The following is a 23,004-nucleotide window of genomic DNA, read 5'->3' as shown; positions in this document are numbered from 1 at the left end:
GTGTTCCTCGCGATAGGCTGGGCCGGGCAGGGCGCGGCGGTACCGCGTCCTGCGAGTCGCGACTTTATCGAACATGCGGGGTGACGCAACCGGCCTGTTGCCGCCCGCGGCGCGGGGCCAGCGCCCCGATGGCAAGGCCGATCGTCGCGGTGGCCTGCGCCGCCACCAGCGCGGGAGAATGCGCAAAGCCCATGCCAGCCAGCGTCGACCAGACCGCGACCCCGAGATTCAGGGCGCTGGCGCCCAGGGCCATCAGGGTCCCGCGTCGGCTGTCCGAGAGCGTGGCGAGGTGGTTTTGCAACGCCGGGGCACCCAGCCCGCCCAGACCTGCCCAGAAAATGAGCGCGAGACAGGCCGCCATCGGCCCCAGCGGCAGCGCGAACAGGGCGACGATGGCCACCAGCACGCCGGCAAGGCACAGCTGCATGAGTTGGCGTCCGTCCCGCACCTGACCGATCACGCGGGGCATCAAGAGGTTGCCGGCCAGCGTGAGCAGCCCGAACCCGGCGTAGACAAGGCCGACGCCCCCGGTCTCGAACCCGGTGAGGTCGCGGAGCCGCTCGCCGGCGAGCGCATAGACGCCGACCGCGCCGCCGAGGCCGAACCCCATGGCAAGGATCGCGCCCGCCGCGCCGGGCACGAACACCGGGCCGGAGGGGGCCGCGCCGGTCGGAGCCGTGCCGCCGCGCAGCGCGACAAGGCCGGGCAGGGTGAGGGCGGCGGCCAGGGCGAGGCCGGCAAAGGCCCATTGCCAGCCGAATAGCCCGGTGACCCAGGCGCCGTAGAGCGGCGCGAGGATGATGCCGCCAGTCAGGCCGGCCTGCACGGCGGCGATATTGGCCGGCGCCCGCGCCGGTCCGCTGTCGGCGGCACAGGCGAAGGCCACCGGCAGAAGGCCCGCCGCGCCGATCCCGGTGACGACGCGGGTGAGCAGGGCCAGCCCATAGCCGGGCGCGCCGGCGGTGCCGAGTGAGCCGAGGCAGAACAGCACGACGGCCGGCAGCAGCACCGCGCGCCGACCATGCCGGTCGGACAGCGCTCCGAAGACCGGGGCCAGAAGCGCCACCGGCAGCGCATAGGCCCCGATGAAAAGGGTGATCCGTTCGGGGGCGACGCCGAGGTCGGCGCCGACGGGGGTCAGGATCGGGCCAAGCAGGAATTCATCGCTGCCGACGAGAAAGGCGATCAGAAACAGTAGTAGGGTCGTGGGTGTCATGGTCGGGGGTGTCCCTTTCGATTGTGGTCTTCGAAAGGGCCCCGCGGAACTGCGCGATCCGCTCCAGCGTGGTCTGGCGACGGTTGTGCAGTTCGTCGATCAGCCGGTCGATCTGCGCCAGCTTGTGCTCCAGGTCGGCCAACCCGCCCTCACAGGCGCCGGCGCCGTCATCGCTCAGGCAGGGGGCCATCGCCAGCACCTCGCGGGTGGAAAACCCGGTGGCGATCATGTCGCGGATCCGCGCGGCCCGGCGCAGGTCTGCCGGGGAATAATGGCGGTACCCGCTGCTGTCCCGCGCGGGCGAGAGAAGGCCCACCTGCTCATAGTGGCGCAGGCTGCGCGGGCTGATCCCCAGGTGATCGGCGGCTTGCTTGATCTGCATGGTCGGTTCCCTTTCCCGAACGCGTTTACCCCCTTGACATTAGTGTCAATGTCAAGGGGGTTTTGCAGAAAATCAACCGTCTTTTCGGGGCGCGCCTCCTGTCAGCCGTCCGCGTCCGCGGGGCGCATCACCGCGAACAATTCGGCGACCTTGACCCCGAACTTGCGCAGCTGCGAGCGGTTGAGGATCACGCCGCCCTCGCACAGGTAAAGCCAGTCGGTCACCGACACCACATGCCCGCCGGACTCGTCGGGCAGCCGCAACTGATACCTCATGCGGATCGTCGCGCCCGAGATCACACCCTGCGCCTCGCCGATCACGTCGTCGGCGCGGGCGGTAAATCGGCCGGACTGGCCGATCTTGAGCCGCCAGGTCCGGTCCTGCCGAGATCCGCTGGAATAGACAAAGGCCTCGGTCAGGCGCCCGTTCTCGCCGTCCCAGCGGCCCTCCATCCGTGCCGAAAACCGTGAGGTGACGCGCCCTGTGGGGCCGTAAATCATGCCATCGCAGGTCATCAGGCCGTTCAGGTGGCGATGCAGATCAAAGGCGGGGCCGGTGGCGGCGTAATCAGCCGGTTTCTGCGCCGGAAAGGACAGCATCCGGCGCGCGAACAGCGCCAACAGGATCACGGCCAGAAGGATCGTCAACAGGACGGTCATCAAAATCACTCCTCGTTACTGGGGTCGGTACAATCGGTAAAGTCGGCCCGGTCAGCGCCTCGGCGACGGGCGCGGGGCGGCGGCGCCAACGGGCGCCCTTGAGCTTCAGTTTCAGCGCCTGCCAATGGATCAGCGCGATGGTGCGCAGCGCCCCCGCCGGGCGCCGCAGGAGCCCGGACAAAAGGCCGAGGCTGGTCGCCGGTTTGCGCGGCCCGGACAGGGTGGCGATCACCCCCTCGTCCCCGTTTTGGTGGGTGATCCGGATGGCGATCCGGTCGGGCCGGATGTCAAAGCGAAAGCTGTACTGGCCGTCGCGGTCCTGGAATGGCGAGACATGAAGCCGCTTGGGGGCCTCTATCCGGGCTTCGGGAGTAATGGGCGCGAACCCCGGCAGGTGGCAAAGGTAACTATGGCGATCGCCAAAGGGCGTGTCCACCTCGCAGATCACGGCAACAAGATCGGTGCCGCGAAACCCCAACCAGAAGCTGACCGGGTTGAACTGGTAGCCCAGGAATCTCGGCTGGGTCAGCAGCAGCAGGCGCACGTCACGCAGCCCCCGGTCGGCAAGGACGTCGCGCGCCCAATCCGCCCCGCGCCCGGCCCTGAGCGGCCCGCCGTGGTCGCGGTCATGCACCGAGGCGAGGTTGAAGCGGTTGCGCGCGAACAGCCATGGCCCTCGCCGCGCCTCGGGGTCGATCAGCACGTAATCGACACCATAGCGAAAGGCGTTGCGGATCGCGCCGCGCCGCGCATGGGTGGTAACCCCCGCGATATGTTCCGGCCAACGGGTCATGCCGCCTGTATCTCGGTCTCGGGCGTGCCCTCCAGCGCGCGGGCGATCTTCACCGCGCTCAGGATGCCGTCCTCGTGAAAGCCGTGGCGGGTATAGGCGCCGGCGAACCAGGTGTTGTTGTCGCCCTGGATCGCGGTCAATTCCCGCTGTGCGCGCAGGGCGGCGTGGTCGAACACCGGGTGGCGAAAGGTGGTCTGGTCATAGATCAACCGCTCGTCCACCGGGCGGGCCGGGTTCAGGGTGACGAAAAGCGGATCATCCTCGCGGATGTTCTGCAGCCGGTTCATCCAGTAGGTGACGCCGATCCGGTCCCGCACGGTTGCGCTGTCGGCCTGGTAGACCCAGCTGGACCAGACCGCCCGGCGGCGCGGCATCTGGCCGGTGTCGCGGTGCAGCACCATCTGGTTGCCCTGGTAGGTGAGGTTGGACAGCGCCGAGGTCTCGGCACCGGTGGGGCGCTCCAGCAGGCGCAGCGCATCGTCGGAATGGCAGGCAAAGATGACGTGATCGAACCGCTCGTCGGGCGTGTTCGCGGTGCGGATCGTGCTCTGCGTGCCGTCGCGGGTCACCGCCTGCACCGGGGTGCCGCTGCGGATCGCCACGCCGCGCGCGCGCAGGTGCGCCTCGAGCCGGCGAACATATTCGATCGACCCGCCCGAGACGGTCTTCCACTGGTGCTGGTTGCGCGTCGAGAGCAGCGCGTGGTTGCGAAAGAACTGCACCAGGGACCGCGCCGGAAAACTGCGGATCTGCTCGGTCGGGGTCGACCAGATCGCACCGCAAAGCGGCGTGAGGTAATAGTCCTGGAACCAGCGGCCCAGCCGCAACTCGTCCATCAATTCTCCTACCGTGGCGCTGTCGTCTGTCGCCCTGCGCTCGGCCTGCGCGTTGAACCGCAGGATGTCGCGGATCATCCGGGCAAATCCGGGCCGGGTCAGGTTGCGGCGCTGGGCAAAGAGCGCGGTCAACGTCTTCAGCCCGTATTCGATCCGGCCGCCGTCGATGGTGGCGCCAAAGCTCATGTCGCTGTTCTCGACCGGCACGTCGAGCGCGTCGAACATGGCGGTCAGATGCGGGTAGTTGGCAGTGTTGAACACGATGAACCCGGTATCGACCGGCTGGTCGCCGTTGCGGCCCGCCAGGATCGTGCGGGCATGACCGCCCAGCCTCGGCGCCGCCTCATACAGCGTCACCGCGTGGCGCGGGGCCAGCAGGTAGGCGGCGGCCAAGCCGGAAATCCCGCCCCCGATGATGGCGACCCGCTGCGCCGCGATCCGATCGTCGTGAAATGTCATACTGCTCTCGCCCTCGTTACAATACAGGGATTACGCCCCTGTCACCCAACCGGATCATTTTTTGATCCGGCCCTGTTCAGGCCGCGTATCCGGGGTATGCTGATGCAAAGTGAAACCCTCGACAGGCCGTCCACCCCGCCCGCACCCCCTGCGCCGGGCCGGGCGGGGAAAGATCGCACCGCGGTGAGCGCCGAGCCGAAGATGTCCGAGCAGACCCTGTGGATGATCGCCGTGCGCGACAGCCGCGACCGGGCGGCCTTTGCCGCGCTGTTCGATTTCTTCGCGCCCCGGCTCAAGCATTTCGTGATGCGCGGCGGCATCGGCTCGGGTCAGGCCGAGGAGGTCGTGCAGGAAGTCATGCTGACGGTCTGGCGCAAGGCCGCGATGTTCGATCCCGAACGCGCCCAGGTGGCCAGCTGGATCTATCAGATCGCGCGCAACCGGCAGATCGACAAGATGCGCCGCGAGAACCGGCCATTGCCCGAGGCGCTGGCGCATGAACCCGACAGCGAACCGGACGCCGGACAGGTCATTGCGCTGGAGCAGGAGGCAGCGCAGCTCAAGCAGGCGCTGTCCCGGCTCAAGCCCGAGCAGCGCGAGATGATCGAAAAGGCCTATCTGGGCGAACTGACCCATCAGCAGATCAAACATCAGACCGGGTTGCCGCTGGGCACGATCAAATCGAGGATCCGCCTTGGCCTCGACCGTCTGCGACACGAATTGAAGAGTATCCGAGAACCATGACCACGATTACCCATCATATCCCCGAGCCCGTTCTCGCCGCCTATGCGGCCGGATCGCTCGATCATCCCTTCGCACTGGTGGTTGCGACGCACCTGTCGCTCTGCGACGATTGCCGCGCCAGCTTCGAGGCGCATGAGGCCGTGGGCGGCGCCCTGCTGGAACAGATAACGCCCGAGGCGCTGTCGCCCGCCCTCAAACCCGGTTTGATGCAGATGCTGGATGCGCCCTTTGAACCGGAACCGGTATTTCGCCGCGCCGGTGTTTATCCCGGCCCGGTGATGGAGGCGCTGAAGGGCCGTCCACCGCGCTGGAAACGGCTGGGCGGCGGCGTGCGCCAGACCATCCTGAGTGCCGGTGAGGCCGGCAGCGCCCGGCTGCTCTACATTCCCGCCGGCCAGGCGGTGCCGGACCACGGCCACAACGGCATGGAGCTGACGCTGGTGCTGCAGGGCAGTTTCCGCGACGAGACCGGCGAGTTCCGCGTCGGTGACGTCGAGATCGCCGATGATACGCTGGAGCATACACCGGTGGCCGGGGTCGGGGCCGATTGCATCTGCCTGGCCGCCACCGACGCGCCGCTGCGGTTCAGCAGCATGATTCCGCGCCTGTTGCAGCCGATCTTTCGGATCTGACCCGGCGGCGCGGTCAGCCCCCCAGCGCCCGCGCGATCAGCTCCGGCACCCCGGGGTGCTGGCCCAGCGGCGGCAGCAGCGCGCCGGCGAACCGGGCCGCCTCCAGCGCCTCGGGCACGTCCTCGCGGTAATGCCCGCCCTCGGCGGCAAAGAACGGCAGGCACAGCGTGCGCGCGGGCTGCGCCCGCGCCGCCTCGGCCAGAAAAGGCGCCTGTTCGACAAAACCGAACACCGGCGCCAATCCGGGCCAAAGCGCGTCCAGCGCAGCGCCGAAATCCCGCGCCGCAGCCGCCGCGCTTGGCCCGCGTGCCGAGCCGTGCGCCGCGATCAGCAGGGCAACCTCCTCCGCCGGCCAGCCGCGCGCCACGCGCTCCTCCTCCAGATGTCGCGCCGCCAGCGCCGGCAGGTTTGGGTCGCGCCCCAGCGGCGCCAGCACCCGTGCCGGATGCCCGCCCAGCCGCGCCGGCAGCGTCTTGCGCACGAAAATCCCGTCGGCCATGAAAAACGGATAGATCGCCCCATCGGGCGCCAGCCGGTCCAGAGCGGCCTCCAGCGTTCCGGGCGCGGCCAGCGTGGCCGAACCCACTGCAGCACCGTCCATCCGCGATTGAACCCGGACGGCCAGCGCCGCCAGTGCGGCCTCGGCCGGGTCAGGGTCGGAGGGCTGGCCATGCGCCACGATCAGCGCGTCGAGCGGGTCGGTCATCGCAATCTTCATGTCCCTTACCTGTTACGCTGTGGCCCGCCGCCAAGATCGCCGCCAGAAAAAAAGCGCAGCCGCGACCGCGCCTCTTCTTCTCTTGGTGCAAATTCTCGGCCTTATGTATCAAACGCACCAAGCGTGCGAGGGCTGAGCGATGTTTAAGGCGTTGGTGCTGGCAGCCGTATCAAGTGCCTATGGCGTTGCGGCGCATGACGATATTGAACCGCTCACCGGGTACAGCCTCCCCGTCCAATGGGAAAGGATAGCCAAGCCCGCAGCCGGTAGCATCCCTGATGTAGATGTCGAATATTGCAGCCGTGCAGTGCCACTCTTGGTCAGTTGCGGTTAGGTAGACCGCGACCATGGTCGAGAGCTTCTTTTCCCGCCTGCGCCGCATGGTCGAAGGCCAACACCACCACGTCAGTCCGCAGTACCTGTCCCAGTACGCGAACCACGCCGCACGGCTGGAAGACAACCGCCGCACCGACAACGGAACGCTGGCACAGATCGTGGTGTCGAACGCCATGAGTACGCCGGTCAGCCGCCAGTGGAAGGGTTACTGGCAACGGGCGGCGCAATGTTACAGCGCAGCAACGTGATTGTTGCCTGCTACCCCTTATGGTGGCACTCCTTGGTTACCTCGATTACTAAATGTTGAGTTGCCGATCACAATTTCGGCTTGTTGAGAATGATCCGTTGACGTTTGTCAACGGCCAACTCTATATAGGGGCAAGACGAGTGAGCCGACCAAGGCACCCGAATAAGGAAATTGAAGCCGCCCTCCAGTACGGTGATAGGAACGGATGGCGGTACAAGGCTCCAGGCAAAAGCGCCCACGTCTGGGGTCGTATGCTATGTGAGCACGCTGATAGAGACGGGTGTCAAGTGTCTGTGAACTCAACGCCGAAAAACGCCCATAACCACGCCGCGAAGTTGCGGAGGGTCTTTGATACATGCCCACACCAAGGAGGGGAGGACGATGCAGACGTATGACTTTACTTTCATCGTGGGGGCCGACCCGCGCGATGAAAGCTTCGAAGACGTATTCATTGAGGCTGGCTGCGACGACGCTACCTTCATTTTGAGAAGAGGCGCTCTTGCCGTCAGCTTTGACAGAGAGGGTGAAACCTACAAAGACGCGGTCTTGTCCGCATACCAAGACATTAAGTCTACTGGCGTGGAAATCATCAGATTTGAGCCTGATTTTCTTGTGTCTGCTCCTGAGATAGCTGAACGCGCCAAGCTTTCGAGGGCGGCGGTTGATAACTACGCGAAGGGGCAACGGCGAGACGGTTTCCCATTGCCTGATGCCCGGTTTAACGCCAAGTCACCATTGTGGGACTGGGTTGACGTGTCTGAGTGGCTGTGCCGCAATAATATGCTCGATGAAAGCGAGTATCGGCATGCTCTTGTCTCACGCGTAATCAATCTTGGTGTTCAGATTCATCAGGTAGACCCCTCAACCAAATTCGATATCGAAGAGAAATTGATTCTGGTTTGAAGCGTTGGCTGGCCCTTCTGGGCCAGCTTCTACACCCGCCCCTCATACCCCACCAACCCCTTGGCTTTCATCTTGCTCAGAGCCTGCGCCGTTCGGGAGAAAGCACGATCAGCGCTTTCTGGCCGATACTCAGCAACGCGCGCGGCTACCTCCTGCAGCGTCTTCGGCCCGTCCCTGAGTATATCCAATATCAACAGCGTCATATGACCGCGCCGCGCCACGTCTGACCGCTTGGCTGGCAGTACACGCGGCATGTCCACCCCGCGCAACCTGAGCAGCGCCTCTACGTGTTCCAGCCCGTCCCGGTTGCCCCGGATGATCTGCTTTCTCAGCGCCAGTAGCGCGTTGTCTATCGACTTGTCCTGCATGGGCATAGGATAGCGAAATCAGGCGGTTGGGGATTCCGGTTTCTTGGTGCGTTTGATACATAAGGCCGCAAATTCTCCGGGGTGAATGCGCCGCAGGCGCAGAGGGGCAGGGCCCCTCGGTTTCCCCGGTCGCCGGATCACTCCACGCATTCCAAAAGCATGGTGCCCGCCCCGGTGTTCGAGATCGGGATGTGATAGTTGGAATGCCGGCGGACCACCTTGTCGCCGAGCGCGCCGCGCATCATCATCCACATCAGGAACTCGGTGCCCTGGGCGCCGGCCTTCTCGACCAGCTCCATCCGGCTGATTTTCGTCAGCGCCTCCGGGTCGTCGACGATCTTTTCCATGCAGTACTGGTCGAATTCCTTGTTGATGAAGCCGGCGCGTTCGCCGTCGAGCTGATGGCTGAGCCCGCCGGTGCCCAGCACCACCACCTTGAGATCCTCGGGGTAGCTTTCGATCGCCCGGCGCAGCGCCTTGCCGAAATCCAGCGCCCGTTTCAGCGTCGGGATCGGGTGCTGCACGGTATTGGCGCTGATCGGGATGCTGCGCGGCATGTCGGGGTTGTTCGGCGCACCGGGCCAGAACAGCTGCATCGGCACGACGAACCCGTGATCCACCGCCAGTTCCTGGCAAGAGGTGATGTCGAATTCCTGCTCCACCATGCTCTCGATGATGTGCCAGCTCACCTCGGGCGCGCCGGGAAACGGGGGCAGTTGCGGGATGCCCCAGCCCTCGTCCTCGTTGCGGTATTCATGCGCGGCGCCAATGGCAAAGGTCGGCATCTTGTCGAGAAAGAACCCCAGCCCGTGATCGTTGTAGATGTTGATGGCGAGGTCGGGCTTGTGTTCATCCAGCCAGTCGCGGATCGGCGGATAGCCGTCAAAGAACGGCTTCCAATAGGGATCGTCGAACAGCCCGTTGTGGATGGCATTGCCGACGGCGGGGATATGCGAGGTGGTCAGCCCGCCCAGAATCTTGGCCATGGTCAGTCTCCCGCTTTCCGGAGTTTTTCCTTGAACTCTTCCTTGGTCAGGCCGGTCTGCTGGGCACCGATGTCCTGCACGTCGAGCCGATAGATGCCGGCGAACTTGGCCAGGTAGTAGATGTTGCCGCCGGCGGCGATCAGCGCCAGCACGTTCTTGTCGCGGCAGGCCTGTTTCTGGTCGTCGTTCAACCCGAACTTTTCCATGTAAGCCTCTGGGTCGGCGAGGTATTCCGCCCGCGCTCCGGCCCCGTTGAAGGAATAGCACATCTTGTTCAGCGCATAGCCCTTCATCGCCATCTTGCCGTCGAACACCGTGGTGCCCGGGATCGGGCTGTGATGGTCGAACTCGGTGATATCCATCATGTCTCCTCCGCTCAGCCCTGTTCGGGCCAGTACAGCCTCATCGGGTTGTCAATCAGCAGCGCTTTTTTCAGCGCCTCTGTGGGGGCGATCCGGGGGATCACGTCCACCAGCTGGCCGTCGTCGGGCACATGCGATTTCATGTTCGGATGCGGCCAGTCGGTGCCCCAGAGCACCCGGTCGGGAAAGGTCTCGACCAAATGGCGGGCAAAAGGCACCACGTCGTCATAGGGTGGGCCGGCGACGGTCAGCCGCTCCGGGCAGCTGACCTTGGTCCAGATATTGTCGTTGCGCGCCAGGAGATCGACAAACCGTTTGAAATCAGGATGATCCACGCCATTGCTCACGTCCGGCCGGCCCATGTGATCGACCACGATGGTGGTCGGCAGGCTTTCGAGGAAGGGGATCAGCTCCTCCAGGTCCGGCGCCTCGAAATAAACCACGATATGCCAGCCCAGCTTGGCGATGCGCTCGGCAATGCCGGTGAACACCTCTTTCGGGGTGGCATCGACCAGCCGCTTGACGAAGTTGAAGCGCACCGCGCGCACCCCGGCGGCATCCATCGCGCGCAGGTCTTCGTCACTCACATCGGGCGCGACCACCGCGACGCCGCGCGCCAGGTCGCCGGCGGTCTGCAAGGCATCGACCAGCGCGGCGTTGTCGGTGCCGTGGCAGCTGGCCTGGACGATCACGTTGCGCGAAAATCCCAGGTGATCGCGCAGCGCGAACAGCTTTTCCTTGGGCGCGTCGCAGGGGGTGTACTTGCGCTTGGGCGAATAGGGAAAGGCGTCGGCCGGGCCGAACACGTGGCAATGGGCATCGACGGCCCCCGCGGGCGGCGTGAAATCGGGCACCTTGGGGTTGGGGTGGAAGGGCAGGTAATCGGGGTCCATCTGGGCGCTCTCCTCGGTGTTTCGCGCCCGGCGAGGGGCGGGATCTGGCGTGGCGCGACATTAGGTCCGGACAGGCCGAAAGCGCCAGTTGGAAGCTTGGTTTGTTATATTGGTTTATGTTATAGATGTTGCGAAACCAAAGGGGGCGCCCCGTGACGATCCTGTTTCCCAACGTGCGCCATCTCCTCGCGGTGCAGGAGGTGGCAGCCCGGAGCCGCATCAATCTCGCGGCGGCGGCGGTGCACCTGTCGCAACCGGCGGTGACCCAGGCGGTGGCCAAGCTCGAGGCGGCGCTGTCGGCGCGCCTGTTCGACCGCCGCCCCGAAGGGATGTTCCCGACCGAGGTGGGAGAGATTTTCCTGCGCCGTGTCGCGCGCGCGCTCGACCTTCTGAAAGAGGGCGAGCGTCTGGCGCGCAAGAAGGCGCCGCGCCCCGGCCCGGCCGGGCGGCGCGATTTCCACCGGCTGACCACCGCCGTGCAGTTGCGCGCGCTGACCGCCGTGGCCCAGACCGGAAACTTCAGCCATGCCGCGCAACAGCTGGGCGTTTCGCAACCCGCCGTGCACCGGGCCGCCCGTGATCTCGAGCGGCTCTCGGGGCTGGTGTTCTTCGATCCGGTCCGGCGCGGCGTGATGCTGACCCCGGCGGCCGAGGCCTTTGCCCATAACGTGCGGCTGGCCCGGGCCGAGATCCGGCAGGGGTACTACGAGGTGGGCGAATACCTGGGCCGCGATTCCACCCGGATCGCGGTCGGGGCGATGCCGCTGTCGCGGACCGCGATCCTGCCCGGTGCCATCGACCGGCTGCTGAGCGAGAGCGCGGGGCGGTTGCAGCTGCACTGCGTCGACGGCCCTTATGGCGCGCTGTTGCGCGACCTGCGGTTCGGCGAATTGGACGTGCTGGTCGGCGCGCTGCGCGACCCGGTGCCCGCCGACGACGTGGTGCAGGAGCCATTGTTCGAGGATACGCTCTCGGTGGTGGCGGCGCGCGATCACCCGCTGGCGGGCCAGCCGAACCTGACCCTCGAGGATACGCTGGCCTATCCCTGGATCGCGCCGCCACAGCCGACGCCCACCGGCACCTATCTCTATGAAAGCCTGCGCATCCCGCAACTGCCCGACACGCCGGTGCGGGTGGTGGCCAATTCGCTGGTACTGGTGCGCGGGCTGATGATGCGGGGCGACTACGTCACCATCATGTCGCACAAGCAGATCGAGGTCGAACAGCAATACGGCATCATGTCGCCGCTGCCCATCGACCTGGGCGACAGCGCCCGGCCCATCGGCCTGACCTACAGGGCCAACTGGCGCCCCACGCCGACCCAGGCGCGGTTTCTCGATCTGATCCGGGAACAGGCTGTCTGAGCGCATCTATAACACAAACGAATGAAATCCGGCGGCAAAGAATTTCTGTCACGGGCGCGGGGCTGCTAGGGCAGGGCGACAGGCTAGGCGGGACCGGATGCGATTCCGGCGACGGCCTGCCAGAGTGACGGGCGGGGTGGAGCTGCCGCCCCCGTGCGGAAGGGATGCGGAAGGGAGACGCAGATGACCGATCGACCAGAAAAACCCTATGAGGATATTCCGGGCACCTTCGTGTTCGACGCCGACCGCTCGCGCGAGGGCTATCACCTGAACCAGTTCTGCATCTCGCTGCGCTTGCAGAGGAACCGCGATGCCTTCAATGCCGACGAAGAGGGCTATCTGGACAAATACCCGATGAGCGCCGAGCAGCGCGCGGCGGTGCTGGCCCGCGACTGGAACCGGCTGCTCGAACTGGGCGGCAACATCTATTACACGTCCAAGCTGGCCGCCAATGACGGGATCAACTTCCAGAACCTTGCCGGGCTGATGACCGGCATGGGGGTCGAGGCCTATCGCGACATGATGCTGCACGGCGGACGCCCGATCGAGGGCAACCGCTCCAAATCGGAATGGGAGGAAGAGTAATGGCACGGATCACCGCAGGTGTGGGCTGTTCCCATGTGCCGGCCATCGGCGTCGCCATGGACACCGGCATCACCGACGAACCCTATTGGAAACCGGTGTTCGACGGTTTCAAGAAGTCCCGCGAGTGGATGAAAGAGCAGAACCCGGACGTGATCTTCCTAGTCTACAACGACCATTGCACCGCCTTCGATGCTTCCTGCATCCCCACCTTCGCGCTGGGCTGTGCGGCCGAGTTCCAGCCCGCCGACGAGGGCTGGGGCCCGCGCCCGGTGCCGGTGGTGAAGAATCACCAGAAGCTGGCCAGCCATATCGCCCAGTCGCTGGTGCTGGACGAGTTCGACATGACCATCATGAACGAGATGGAGGTTGATCACGGGCTGACCGTGCCGCTTTCGGTGATGTACGGCGAGGTGCCGCAGGACGGCGAATGGCCGGCGCTGGTGATCCCGTTGGCGGTCAACGTGGTGCAATACCCGGCGCCGACCGGCAACCGCTGCTATAACCTCGGCAAGGCGATCCGCCGGGCGATCGACGCCTATGACGAGGATCTCAACGTGATGATCTTCGGCACCGGCGGCATGAGCCACCAGTTGCAGTACAAGCGCGCCGGGCTGATCAACCCGGAATGGGACAACCGCTTTCTCGACATGATGGCCAACGACCCGGTCGCGGCCAGCCAGATTCCGCATGTCGAATACCTGCGCGAGACCGGCTCGGAGGGCATCGAGATGGTGATGTGGCTGGTCATGCGCGGCGCGCTCGACGAAAAGGTGACCGAGGTACACCGCCATTACCATGTGCCCGCCTCGAACACGGCGGTGGGCCATATCATCCTTGAAAACCACGACTGAAACCCGGCGAACGGAGAGATTGAGATGAGAATTTGCGTGGCCGGCGCCTATGGCGCCTTCGGCATCAAGCATCTGGACGCGCTGGCCAATATCGACGAGGTCGAGGTGACCTCGGTGATGGGGCCGACCAAGTCCAAGATCGAGGCCTTCGCGGCCGAGCGCGGCATTCCCCACGCCGCCGACAACCTGGCCGACTGCCTTGCGCGCGAGGATGTCGACGCGGTGATCCTGGCCACCCCGACCCAGGTCCACGCGGAACAGGCGATCGCCTGCATGGAGGCCGGCAAGCACGTGCTGGTCGAGATCCCGATGGCCGACAGTCTGGCCGACAGCCAGGCGGTGGTGGACAAGCAGAAAGAGACCGGGCTGGTGGCGATGGCGGGGCAGGTGCGCCGCTTCAACCCCTCGCACCAGTGGATCCACAACAAGGTCGCCGCCGGCGAGCTGAAGATCCTGCAGATGGATGTTCAGACCTATTTCTTCCGCCGCACCAACACCAATGCCAAGGGCGAGCCGCGCAGCTGGACCGACCACCTGCTGTGGCACCATGCCTGCCACACTGTCGACCTGTTCCAGTACCAGACCGGCGAGACCTGCTCCGAGGCCTTCGGGCTGCAGGGGCCGATGCACCCGGAGCTGAACATCGCGATGGACATGAGCATCGGGATGAAGACCCCCTCGGGCGCGATCTGCACCCTGTCGCTGTCGTTCAACAACGACGGGCCGTTCGGTACCTTCTTCCGCTACATCTGCGACAAGGGCACCTACATCGCGCGCTACGACGACCTTTTCGACGGCAACGAGACCCCGATCGACCTCAGCGGCGTGGCGGTATCGAACAACGGCATCGAGCTGATCGACCGCGAATTCATCGCCGCCATCCGTGAGGGGCGCGAACCCAACGCCTCGGTTGCGCAAACCTTGCCGGCGATGGCGACACTGGACCGGATCGAACGCGGCCTGAAGTAACCTTGGGCGATTCCGATCTGGCGCCGCGCCCGGCGGCGTGGAATGATAAGGGGGCGGGGCCATTCGGCACCCGCCCTTTTCATGTCCATAGATCCGGAGAGACCCGATGAACGGTGCCGAAAGCCTTGTGCGCAGCCTGCTTGCCAGTGACGTGGAGGTTTGTTTCACCAACCCCGGCACCTCCGAGATGCACTTCGTTGCCGCGCTCGACCACGTGCCGGGCATGCGCTCGGTGCTGGCGCTGTTCGAAGGGGTGGCGACCGGTGCCGCCGACGGCTACTGGCGCATGGCGCGCAAGCCGGCCTCGACCCTGCTGCACCTCGGCCCCGGCCTCGCCAACGGGCTGGCCAACCTGCACAACGCGAAAAAGGCCGGTTCGGGCGTCGTCAACATCGTCGGGGAACATGCCTCGACCCATATCGCGCTGGATGCGCCGCTGACCTCGGATATCGAGGGGATCGCGCGGCCGGTGTCGCATTGGGTGCACAGCTCGACCTCTGCCGTCGACGTGGGGTTCGACGCCGCCCGCGCGGTGCGCGCGGCCCGCACGGCGCCGGGCCAGGTGGCCAGCCTGATCCTGCCCGGCGATACCGCCTGGAGCGAGGGCGGCGCGGTGGCCGAGCCTCTGGCACCGCCCGCCCCGAAACGCCCCGAGGATGAGCTGGTCGAACAGGCGGCGCAGGTGCTGGCCGGACCGGACAGCCTGCTGCTTCTGGGCGGCGACGCGATGGGCGAGGCGACGCTGGAGCTTGCCGGTCGGATCGCCGCCAAAACCGGCTGCGGCCTGATGTCCGAATGGGCCAGTGCCCGCGCCGCGCGCGGCGCCGGCCGGGTGTCGGTCGCCAAGGTGCCCTATCCCATCGACCTCGCGCTCGAGGCGCTGGCGCCCTATCGCCGCATCGTTCTGCTGGGCGCGCGGGCACCGATCGGGTTCTTTGCCTATCCGGGCAAACCCGCGCGGCTGACCCACCCCGAGGCCGAGATCCTCGAACTGGCCAACGCCGGTGCCGATCTGCCCGCCACGCTGGATGCGCTGGTTCAGGCCGTGGGGGCAGGGGGCGCGGAAGCGCGGCTGGCGAAAGCCGCGCTGCCCGACCTGCCGCCGCTGGGATCGCTCACCCCCGAGAGCCTGGCGCCGGTGATCGCCCGCGCGATCCCGGAAAATGCAGTGGTGGTGGATGAATCCGTCACCACCGGGCGCCGCTTCGGTCCCGCCATGGCGGGGGCCGCACCGCATGACTGGCTGAACAACTGCGGCGGCTCCATCGGTTACGGCATGCCGGTCTCGATCGGCGCCGCCATCGCCTGTCCCGACCGCAAGGTGCTGGCGCTGATCAGCGACGGCAGCGCCATGTACACGGTTCAGGCGCTGTGGACGCTGGCGCGCGAGGGGCTGGATGTGACCGTGGTGATTTTTGCCAACCGCGCCTACCAGATCCTGCGGGGGGAACTCACCAACGTCGGGGTGCAAAACCCGGGCCCGCGCGCCATCGACATGCTGTCGCTGGACCGGCCCACGCTGGGCTGGGTCGAGATGGCCCGCGGCATGGGGGTCGAGGCGACCCGGGTCGAGGACACCGCCGAGTTCGCCCGCGCCCTCGACGCCGGCCTCTCCACCCCCGGCCCGGTGCTGATCGAGGCAGTGATGTAAGGCGTCGCCCTGCCATCCCCAGCTGTTGTCACCCCCGCGCAAGCGGGGGTCTTTTCGCATTGATGCCCCCGCCATGAGATCCCCGCCTTCGCGGGGATGACAGGGTGGGGCATGCCGCTTGATCTTGTCACCAGAAGACCTCTCCCTTCGGCGCCCCCGCCATGAGCCTCCCGCTTTCGCGGGGGTGACAGGGCTGGCCCCTCCCCTTGATCTTGTCATCCCCGCGCAAGCGGGGATCTTTCCGCGTCGCGTCCTTGGCCAGAAACCCCCGCCGGTGCGACGATAACAGCCGCCCCGATGCCCGGAAAAAGGCCCCCAACACCCTGTCGCATCCGACCGATCAAAATCCTTCTCGGCTGTCGGAATAGGTCGTTGACATGCCTGACTTAATCACTCAGTTATAGCGCGCACAGCCACCCTGTCCCCGACAGGTCAGCCCGCACTCCATCCCAAGGGGCCCTGTATGCCGTGTGAAACCGATTTTCCGTCAATGCCGATGACGCCGCCCGCGCCGCTGGCGCTGTGCTGCGCCGAGCGCTGCGCACTGATGGACACCAGCGGCGAGGGGGTGTGCTTCCAGCTTGATTGGCTGGACGACCTGCACCGCAACGCGCACGCGCACCACGACGCGCCGCCCCGGCCCCGATAACCCGAACCAGAGGACATGTGACATGAAGACGAAACTGCTGTGCGCGACATTGCTCGCCGGCTTCGCCAGCACCGCCGCCCATGCCGTCGAAAAACCCGAGGTGATCGACACCTATGCCGATATCGCCCAGGCGGGCTATGAGGACAGCGCGATCACCGCGCGCCGCCTGCTGGCCGCCGTCGATGCGCTGATCGCCAATCCCTCGGCGGAAAACCTGGCCGCCGCCAAATCCGCCTGGCTTTCCGCCCGCGTGCCTTACCAGCAGACCGAGGCGTTCCGCTTCGGCAACCCCATCGTCGACGAATGGGAGGGCAAGGTGAACGCCTGGCCGCTGGACGAGGGGCTGATCGACTATGTCGACGCCGCCTATGGGGGCGCGTCGGACGAAAATCCGCTGGCGGCGTTGAACGTGGTGGCGCAGCCCAGGCTCTCGATCGCGGGGCAGGAGGTGGACGCGACCCAGATCACCCCGGCGCTGATTGAGGGCACCCTGCACGAGGCCGACGGGATCGAATCCAACGTCGCCTCCGGTTATCACGCCATCGAGTTCCTGCTTTGGGGGCAGGACCTGAACGGCACCGGCCCCGGCGCCGGCAACCGCCCCTGGACAGATTACGCCAAGGGCGACGATTGCACCAACGGCAACTGCGACCGCCGGGCCGAATACCTCAGGGCGGCGACCGACCTGCTGGTCAGCGATCTGGACTGGATGGCGGCGCAATGGGCCGAGGGCGGCGCCGCCCGCGCCACGCTGGAACAGGACGCCCCCGCCGGGATCACCGCCATGCTCACCGGCATGGGCAGCCTGTCTTACGGCGAACAGGCGGGCGAGCGGATGCGGCTGGGCCTGATGCTGAACGACCCCGAGGAAGAGCACGACTGTTTCTCGGACAACACCCACAATAGCCATTTCTATGACGGCAAGGGCATCCAGAACGTCTACCTGGGTCAATACCTGCGGGTGAATGGTGAACTTGTCTCCGGCCCGTCGCTGTCCGACCTGGTGGCCGAAGCGAACCCGGATCTGGATGCCGAGATGCGCGCCAAGCTGACCGCGACGATGGAGGCATTGGGCCGCATCAAGACCGCCGCCGAATCCGGCCTGGCCTATGACCAGATGCTGGCACGCGGCAACGCGGCGGGCGAGGCCCTGGTGATGGGCGGCGTGAACGGCTTGATCGACCAGACCAAGACCATCGAGCGGATCGTCTCCACCCTGAACCTCGACCAGATGGAATTCGAAGGCTCCGACAGCCTCGACAACCCCACCGCCGTGTTCCAGTAACCCCGACCCAACCCAATACAACCCAATCCGGCCCAGCCAGCGCCCGCGCAAGCCCGGCCTTGCTCCACGAGAAAGACCAAGACATGAGTAAGACCCTGACTGCGGCGCTGGCCCTCGGCGCGCCGTTCGCGATTCTTGCGCCCGCCGCCATGGCGCAGGAGACCGGCCGCTTCACCTGGGACGGTGAGGTCGAGATCGGATACGAATCGACCTTCGACTCGACCGTGCCCGCCAATGAGGGCGACAGCGCCTATGCCAGCGGCGAATTCAACGGCGCCTTTGCCCTGACCGACAGCCTGTCGGTCTTCGGCGGGCTGACCTTCGAGGAAGTCGAGGACGCCGGCGGCAATACCGGCTACGGCTTTTACTTCCACGAGTTGGGCCTGCAGTTCGAAACCGGCGCGGCCACCTTCCAGATCGGCAAGGTCCACCCCGAGTTCGGCACCGCCTGGGATTCGGCGGCCGGCTTCTATGGCTCGGCGCTGGCCGAAGACTATGAGCTGTCCGAACAGATCGGCGCCCTGGCCTCAGTCGACCTCGGGGCGGCGGGCACGCTGTCGATGGGGGTATTCTATGCCGACGACACCGGGCTGAGCGATTCCATCGGCTTCAACCGGGGCCGCAATTCCTCGTCCTTTGGCGGCGCTGGCAACACCGGAGAGTTGAACAACGCCGCGCTGCAATGGTCCAACGAATGGAACGATACCTTTGGCTATGTCGGCCTGCGCTATCTCTCGGCGGGCGTCGGCGACGTGGATGACGAGACCGGCATCGTCGCCGGCCTGGGTCATTCGCTGGGCAACGGGCTTGACCTCTTTGGCGAGGTGGCGGCCTTTGACGGCTACGGCGGCACCACGGATGACGCCACCTATGCCACGCTGAACGCGGCCTATGCCATCGGCCAGCTGACCCTGTCGGGCACCTACGCCATGCGCGACCTGTCCAGCGCCGGGCGCACCGACCTGGTCTCAATCGGGGCCGAGTACGAACTGGCCAACGGCCTGACCCTGGGCGGCGCGCTGGCCCGGGTCGACGAGGCCGGCGTCGAGGATACCCTTCTGGGCGTCAACCTGGTGATCCCGTTGGGCAGCTAGGACAACCACGGCGGGCCGGGGACATTGGCCTTTGATCCCGGCCCGCGACCGGTGCACGCTGCACCGCGAGACTGAAAGGGGCGGCCATGCTCAAGATCATGTGGAGATACCGGACTCCACCCGCCACGCGGCGCCTCTGGGGGCTGGTCGGGTTGTCGGTGATCGGGCTGGCAGCCTCCTCCCCGGATCTGACCGGCAGGGACGACGCGCCGCACCTTGACCCCATCGCCCCCAGCCCGGCGCAGGCGGTGCGCGCCACCCGCATTCAGCGGCTGACGCGGGAATTCACCGCGCCCGAACCCTTCGAGGCCAATTCCGCCGGTGCCGGCACCGTGCAAAGGGGGGATTCCCAGGCTTTTGCCCAGCCCGCCACCACGCTGGATTTCGAGGATGAGCTGGATTTCCGTACCGGCAAGGCCCTGTTCGAGAAACTCTGGGTGTCATCGCCGTCCTCGACGCTGGCCTCCGATGGGCTGGGGCCGCTCTACAACGCGCGGGCCTGCGAAAGCTGTCACATCCGTGACGGGCGCGGCCATCCGCCCGCCCCGGGCGAGAGGCCGGTGGGGCTGGTCCTGCACCTGTCGCGCCCGACCACTGCAACAGGGCCTATGGCCGACATTCCCGGATATCACGCGACCGCGCCCGACCCGGTCTATGGCCGGCAGTTGCAGACGCGGGCGCTGCGTGGCCTCACCGCTGAATACCGCCTCACGATCGACCATGACGCGATCGAGATCCCCCTGTCCGGCGGCGAGAGCGTGACGCTCCACGCCCCGCGCTATACCCTGAACGATCTCGCCCACGGCCAGCTCGACCCCGAAACCCGGATCAGCGCCCGCGCCGCTCCGCAGATGATCGGGTTGGGCCTGTTGGAGGCGATCCCGGCGCAAGAAATCCTCGCCGGGGCCGATCCCGACGACCGGGATGGCGACGGCATCTCGGGGCGGGCCAATATCACCTGGTCGATGACGCATCAGCGCCCGATGCTGGGCCGCTTCGGGCGCAAGGCCGACCAGCCCACCCTGCGCGATCAAAGCGCGCGCGCCTTTGCCGACGATATCGGCCTCTCTACCCCCCTGGTCCCGGCGGGCTGGGGCGATTGCACCGCCGCGCAGGAGGCCTGCCGCAGCGCCCCGCACGGCGATGGCGACGCGCGGGTGTTAGAGGTGGACGACATCGGCCTTGACCTGGTGACAGGCTATACCCGGGGCCTCTCGGTGCCCGCCCGCCGCGATCCGGGCGACTCAAAGGTGCTGCGCGGCAAGAAGGTCTTCTATGACACCGGCTGCACCGCCTGCCATCGGCCCAAATTCGTCACCCATGTGCTGCCCGACCAACCGGAACTGAGTTTCCAGCTGATCTGGCCCTATTCCGACATGCTGTTGCACGACATGGGGCCGGGGCTGGCCGACGATCGCCCCGAGGCGCGCGCGACGGGGCGGGAATGGCGCACCGCCCCGCTTTGGGGTATCGGTCTGACCGAAACGGTCAGCGGCGAGGCTAGCTTTCTGCACGACGGGCGCGCGCGCAGCCTGCTCGAAGCGATCCTCTGGCATGGCGGTGAGGCGCAGCCGCATAGAGACCGGGTGATCGCCATGCCCCCCGCCGACCGCGCCGCCCTGATCCGATTCCTGGAGAGTTTGTAGACCATGCGATTCCTCTTTTCCGCCCTCGTCACCGGGGCCCTCACGCTGAGCGCGCTCACCGCGCAGGCGGGGACCAAGACCGAAGACATTCTCGATCACCACGTGCTGCCGGGGATGCAGAAGCTGGCCGAGAACGCCACCGCGCTCGATGCCGCCGCCCGCGCCGACTGCACGGCGGAGAACGCGGCGCTGCGCGCGGCCTATGGCACCGCCTTCGACGCCTGGATCGCGGTCAGCCACCTGCGCTTTGGCCCCGCCGAAACGCAGGCGCGCGGCTTTTCGCTGGCCTTCTGGCCGGATACGCGCGGCATGACGCCCAAGACCCTGCGCAGCATGATCGCCGGCGAAGATCCGGTGGTCGAAACCGCCGAGGGCTTTGCCACCGTCTCGATTGCCGGGCGCGGGTTCTACGCGTTGGAACTGCTGCTCTATGATCCCGAGACCGTCACCCTGGGCAGTGAGACCTATCGCTGTGCGCTGACCCGGGCCATTACCGGCGACATCGCCGTGACCGCCGCCGATCTGTCCCGCGACTGGCAGGACAATTACGCCGGGCTGATGCGCGCGCCGGGTCCCGACGGCCCTTATCAGAGTGACGCGGAGGTCCTGCAGGAATTCTTCAAGGCGCTGACCACTGGGCTGGAGATCAACGCCGACCTGCGGCTCGGTCGCCCGATGGGTCAGGTGGGCAAGCCGCGCCCGCTGCGGGCCGAGGCGCGCCGGTCGGGGCGGTCGCTTCACCACGTGGTGGTCTCGCTCACCGCGCTGCGCGATCTCGCGGCCCGTCTTGCCGTCGGAGAGGCGGATCTTGCCGCGCGGCTGGACCATGCCTTTGACATCGCGCTGGACCGCGCCGCCAAGCTCGACGATCCGGTCTTTGCCGGGGTTGCCACGCCGCAGGGACGGCTGCGGGTCGAGGTGCTGCAACAGGCCATCGCGGCGATCCGCACCGAGGCCAGCCAGAACCTCGGCCCGGCGCTGGGTGTCGCGGCCGGGTTCAATTCACTGGACGGAGACTGATCATGACATCGCGGCGCGGATTTCTGGTGGGGATGCTGGCCACGGGGCTGGCACCGGCGGCGACATGGGCCGACGCCGGCGCGCCCGACTACCTCTCGGCGGGGCAGGGGGCGGACGGGGCGCATGCGCTCTACGGGCTGGCGGGTGATGGCAGCATCCTCTTTCGCCAACCGATCCCTGGGCGCGGCCATGCCGCCGCCGCCCACCCGCATCGAGCGCAGGCGGTGGGCTTTGCCCGGCGCCCGGGCACCTTCGCCTTCGTGCTCGACTGCGTCACCGGTCGGACCGTGGCCGAACTGTCGGCACCCCCGGGGCGGCATTTCTACGGGCACGGGGTGTTTTCCCGCGACGGATCTCTGCTGTTCACCTCCGAGAACGATTACGACGCCGCTGTCGGGGTGATCGGGGTCTGGGACGTGCCGGCGGGCTACCGGCGGCTGGGCGAGTTCGCCTCGCAGGGGGTCGGCCCGCATGACATCCGCCTTATGCCCGATGGCGAGACGCTGGTGATCGCCAACGGCGGCATCGAGACCCACCCCGACAGCGGGCGGGCCAAGCTGAACATCCCGGTGATGCAACCCAACCTGGCCTACCTGGGCCTTGAGGGCGAACTGCGGGAGCTGGTCGAACTTTCCCCCACACTGCACATGAACTCGATCCGCCACCTCGACCTGCGCGCCGACGGGCTGGTGGGATTCGCGATGCAGTGGCAGGGCGGGCAGGGCGATCTGCCCCCCGTTCTGGGAACCCATCGCCGGGGCGGGGCCGCACGCCTGCTTGGCGGCGCGGACGGGATTGCCGGACAGATGAACGGCTATGGCGGCAGCGTGGCCTTCTCCGGCGATGGCAGCCTGCTGGCGGTCTCCTCGCCGCGCGGGGGGAGGGTGCAGGCCTTTGACGCGGAAACCGGCGCGCTGGCGCACAGCCTGGCGATAGAGGATGTCTGCGGCCTTGGTGCGGCGCCGGGGGGCTTCCTGCTCTCGTCCGGGACCGGGCAACTGGCGCGGATGGGCGCCGAGGGGGCCACCGCGATCACCCGCGCCGAGGTGCGCTGGGACAACCACCTGGTGCCGCTCTCGGCGGTGTGAAACCGGCCTTCGGGCCGATTGTACGATTCCGGGCGAAAATTCCCCGATCCGCACGGCGGTTCGGCGCGGATCACCCGCAGAAGTCGATGCCGGATAGTGAGGGGAAAACCACTGGTAGCCCGTAGGGGAATCGAACCCCTCTTTCCAGGTTGAAAACCTGGCGTCCTAACCGATAGACGAACGGGCCACGCTGTGGTGAGCGCCTGACTAGGCAATTGCGCGGCGGGACGCAAGAGGGCGCAGGCAGAAATTTCGCGCTTCGCCGCGT

The 23,004-nt window shown here is 66.6% G+C and carries 23 protein-coding genes, 1 tRNA gene and 2 pseudogenes; 15 read left to right on the top strand and 11 right to left on the bottom strand.

All coding sequences use genetic code 11. The annotated features are described in order from the left end of the window. Positions 1 to 64 precede the first annotated feature (64 nt). The 5 genes and pseudogenes from ABWV23_RS02235 to ABWV23_RS02215 all read right to left on the bottom strand — a co-directional run bounded on the left by ABWV23_RS02235 (position 65) and on the right by ABWV23_RS02215 (position 4,345). The gene (locus tag ABWV23_RS02235; protein WP_353344469.1) at positions 65 to 1,216 is read right to left on the bottom strand and encodes an MFS transporter; all 1,152 of its coding nucleotides are present in this window, start codon (positions 1,214 to 1,216) and stop codon (positions 65 to 67) included. After that, a complete protein-coding gene (locus tag ABWV23_RS02230; RefSeq protein ID WP_353344467.1) occupies positions 1,161 to 1,598 on the bottom strand; it encodes a MerR family transcriptional regulator in 438 nt (145 codons plus the stop codon). The genes ABWV23_RS02235 and ABWV23_RS02230 overlap by 56 nt, the downstream gene beginning before the upstream one ends. Before the next feature lie 101 nt (positions 1,599 to 1,699). Beyond that, complete coding sequence (locus tag ABWV23_RS02225) at positions 1,700 to 2,257, bottom strand: DUF3833 domain-containing protein (RefSeq protein WP_353344465.1); 558 nt, start codon at positions 2,255 to 2,257, stop codon at positions 1,700 to 1,702. Positions 2,258 to 2,324: 67 nt separating this feature from the next. Next, positions 2,325 to 3,050 (bottom strand): annotated as a pseudogene (locus tag ABWV23_RS02220) (DUF1365 domain-containing protein); the annotation flags it as partial. Next, the gene (locus tag ABWV23_RS02215) at positions 3,047 to 4,345 is read right to left on the bottom strand and encodes an NAD(P)/FAD-dependent oxidoreductase (RefSeq protein WP_353344463.1); all 1,299 of its coding nucleotides are present in this window, start codon (positions 4,343 to 4,345) and stop codon (positions 3,047 to 3,049) included. The gene ABWV23_RS02215 and the pseudogene ABWV23_RS02220, both read right to left, overlap by 4 nt. 201 nt (positions 4,346 to 4,546) lie before the next feature. Here ABWV23_RS02215 and ABWV23_RS02210 point away from each other — a divergent pair, with 201 nt between their 5' ends. Next, positions 4,547 to 5,089, top strand: coding sequence for a sigma-70 family RNA polymerase sigma factor (locus ABWV23_RS02210; RefSeq protein ID WP_353344662.1), 543 nt, complete (start codon positions 4,547 to 4,549; stop codon positions 5,087 to 5,089). Next, positions 5,086 to 5,721 carry a ChrR family anti-sigma-E factor gene (locus ABWV23_RS02205; RefSeq protein ID WP_353344461.1) on the top strand — a complete coding sequence of 212 codons (636 nt, stop codon included), beginning with the start codon at positions 5,086 to 5,088 and terminating at the stop codon, positions 5,719 to 5,721. Before ABWV23_RS02210 ends, ABWV23_RS02205 begins: the two co-directional genes overlap by 4 nt. Positions 5,722 to 5,734: 13 nt before the next feature. On the opposite strand, the gene ABWV23_RS02200 is transcribed toward ABWV23_RS02205, so the two are convergent. Then, positions 5,735 to 6,439 (bottom strand): sirohydrochlorin chelatase, encoded by a 705-nt coding sequence (locus ABWV23_RS02200; RefSeq protein ID WP_353344459.1) that lies wholly within the window; start codon positions 6,437 to 6,439, stop codon positions 5,735 to 5,737. Between the two features lie 347 nt (positions 6,440 to 6,786). On the opposite strand from ABWV23_RS02200, the pseudogene ABWV23_RS02195 reads away from it, so the two are divergent. Continuing rightward, positions 6,787 to 7,023 (top strand): annotated as a pseudogene (locus ABWV23_RS02195) (transposase); the annotation flags it as partial. Positions 7,024 to 7,403: 380 nt separating this feature from the next. Continuing rightward, entirely contained in the window at positions 7,404 to 7,925 is a 522-nt protein-coding gene (locus ABWV23_RS02190; protein ID WP_353344457.1) for a helix-turn-helix transcriptional regulator, read from the top strand. A gap of 29 nt (positions 7,926 to 7,954) precedes the next feature. Here ABWV23_RS02190 and ABWV23_RS02185 read toward each other — a convergent pair whose 3' ends face one another. The 4 genes from ABWV23_RS02185 to ABWV23_RS02170 form a co-directional block, all read right to left on the bottom strand. After that, positions 7,955 to 8,293, bottom strand: coding sequence for a hypothetical protein (locus ABWV23_RS02185; RefSeq protein WP_353344455.1), 339 nt, complete (start codon positions 8,291 to 8,293; stop codon positions 7,955 to 7,957). 137 nt (positions 8,294 to 8,430) lie between these two features. Next, complete coding sequence (locus ABWV23_RS02180) at positions 8,431 to 9,279, bottom strand: class III extradiol dioxygenase family protein (protein ID WP_353344453.1); 849 nt, start codon at positions 9,277 to 9,279, stop codon at positions 8,431 to 8,433. 2 nt (positions 9,280 to 9,281) lie between these two features. Beyond that, positions 9,282 to 9,644, bottom strand: a complete 363-nt coding sequence (locus ABWV23_RS02175; protein WP_353344451.1) for a protocatechuate 4,5-dioxygenase subunit alpha — start codon at positions 9,642 to 9,644, stop codon at positions 9,282 to 9,284. An 11-nt stretch (positions 9,645 to 9,655) separates the two neighbouring features. After that, entirely contained in the window at positions 9,656 to 10,534 is an 879-nt protein-coding gene (locus ABWV23_RS02170) for an amidohydrolase family protein (protein ID WP_353344449.1), read from the bottom strand. Between the two features lie 152 nt (positions 10,535 to 10,686). Between ABWV23_RS02170 and ABWV23_RS02165 the strand changes: the two genes are divergently transcribed. The 11 genes from ABWV23_RS02165 (at position 10,687) to ABWV23_RS02115 (ending at position 22,736) form a co-directional block, all read left to right on the top strand. After that, complete coding sequence (locus ABWV23_RS02165; RefSeq protein WP_353344447.1) at positions 10,687 to 11,898, top strand: LysR family transcriptional regulator; 1,212 nt, start codon at positions 10,687 to 10,689, stop codon at positions 11,896 to 11,898. Positions 11,899 to 12,081: 183 nt separating this feature from the next. Continuing rightward, positions 12,082 to 12,483 carry a protocatechuate 4,5-dioxygenase subunit alpha gene (gene ligA / locus ABWV23_RS02160; RefSeq protein WP_353344445.1) on the top strand — a complete coding sequence of 134 codons (402 nt, stop codon included), beginning with the start codon at positions 12,082 to 12,084 and terminating at the stop codon, positions 12,481 to 12,483. Next, positions 12,483 to 13,334, top strand: coding sequence for a class III extradiol dioxygenase subunit beta (locus ABWV23_RS02155; RefSeq protein ID WP_353344443.1), 852 nt, complete (start codon positions 12,483 to 12,485; stop codon positions 13,332 to 13,334). The genes ligA and ABWV23_RS02155 overlap by 1 nt, the downstream gene beginning before the upstream one ends. Before the next feature lie 24 nt (positions 13,335 to 13,358). Then, a complete protein-coding gene (locus tag ABWV23_RS02150; RefSeq protein ID WP_353344441.1) occupies positions 13,359 to 14,303 on the top strand; it encodes a Gfo/Idh/MocA family oxidoreductase in 945 nt (314 codons plus the stop codon). 106 nt (positions 14,304 to 14,409) lie between these two features. After that, entirely contained in the window at positions 14,410 to 15,954 is a 1,545-nt protein-coding gene (locus tag ABWV23_RS02145) for an acetolactate synthase large subunit (protein ID WP_353344439.1), read from the top strand. 463 nt (positions 15,955 to 16,417) lie between these two features. Further along, the gene (locus ABWV23_RS02140; RefSeq protein WP_353344437.1) at positions 16,418 to 16,603 is read left to right on the top strand and encodes a hypothetical protein; all 186 of its coding nucleotides are present in this window, start codon (positions 16,418 to 16,420) and stop codon (positions 16,601 to 16,603) included. A 22-nt stretch (positions 16,604 to 16,625) separates the two neighbouring features. Further along, positions 16,626 to 17,888, top strand: coding sequence for an imelysin family protein (locus ABWV23_RS02135; protein WP_353344435.1), 1,263 nt, complete (start codon positions 16,626 to 16,628; stop codon positions 17,886 to 17,888). Between the two features lie 83 nt (positions 17,889 to 17,971). Continuing rightward, positions 17,972 to 18,982, top strand: a complete 1,011-nt coding sequence (locus tag ABWV23_RS02130; RefSeq protein ID WP_353344433.1) for a porin — start codon at positions 17,972 to 17,974, stop codon at positions 18,980 to 18,982. 86 nt (positions 18,983 to 19,068) lie between these two features. Beyond that, positions 19,069 to 20,628 (top strand): di-heme oxidoreductase family protein, encoded by a 1,560-nt coding sequence (locus ABWV23_RS02125; protein ID WP_353344431.1) that lies wholly within the window; start codon positions 19,069 to 19,071, stop codon positions 20,626 to 20,628. 3 nt (positions 20,629 to 20,631) lie between these two features. After that, positions 20,632 to 21,648 (top strand): imelysin family protein, encoded by a 1,017-nt coding sequence (locus ABWV23_RS02120; RefSeq protein ID WP_353344429.1) that lies wholly within the window; start codon positions 20,632 to 20,634, stop codon positions 21,646 to 21,648. A 2-nt stretch (positions 21,649 to 21,650) separates the two neighbouring features. Beyond that, entirely contained in the window at positions 21,651 to 22,736 is a 1,086-nt protein-coding gene (locus ABWV23_RS02115) for a DUF1513 domain-containing protein (RefSeq protein ID WP_353344427.1), read from the top strand. 112 nt (positions 22,737 to 22,848) lie between these two features. Here ABWV23_RS02115 and ABWV23_RS02110 read toward each other — a convergent pair. Beyond that, a tRNA-Glu gene (locus ABWV23_RS02110) sits at positions 22,849 to 22,923 on the bottom strand. Positions 22,924 to 23,004: the final 81 nt, after the last annotated feature.

The sequence above is a fragment of the Aquicoccus sp. SU-CL01552 genome (genome assembly GCF_040365005.1).
Lineage (GTDB): Bacteria > Pseudomonadota > Alphaproteobacteria > Rhodobacterales > Rhodobacteraceae > Antarcticimicrobium.
This window is presented reverse-complemented; position numbering and strand designations above follow the sequence as displayed.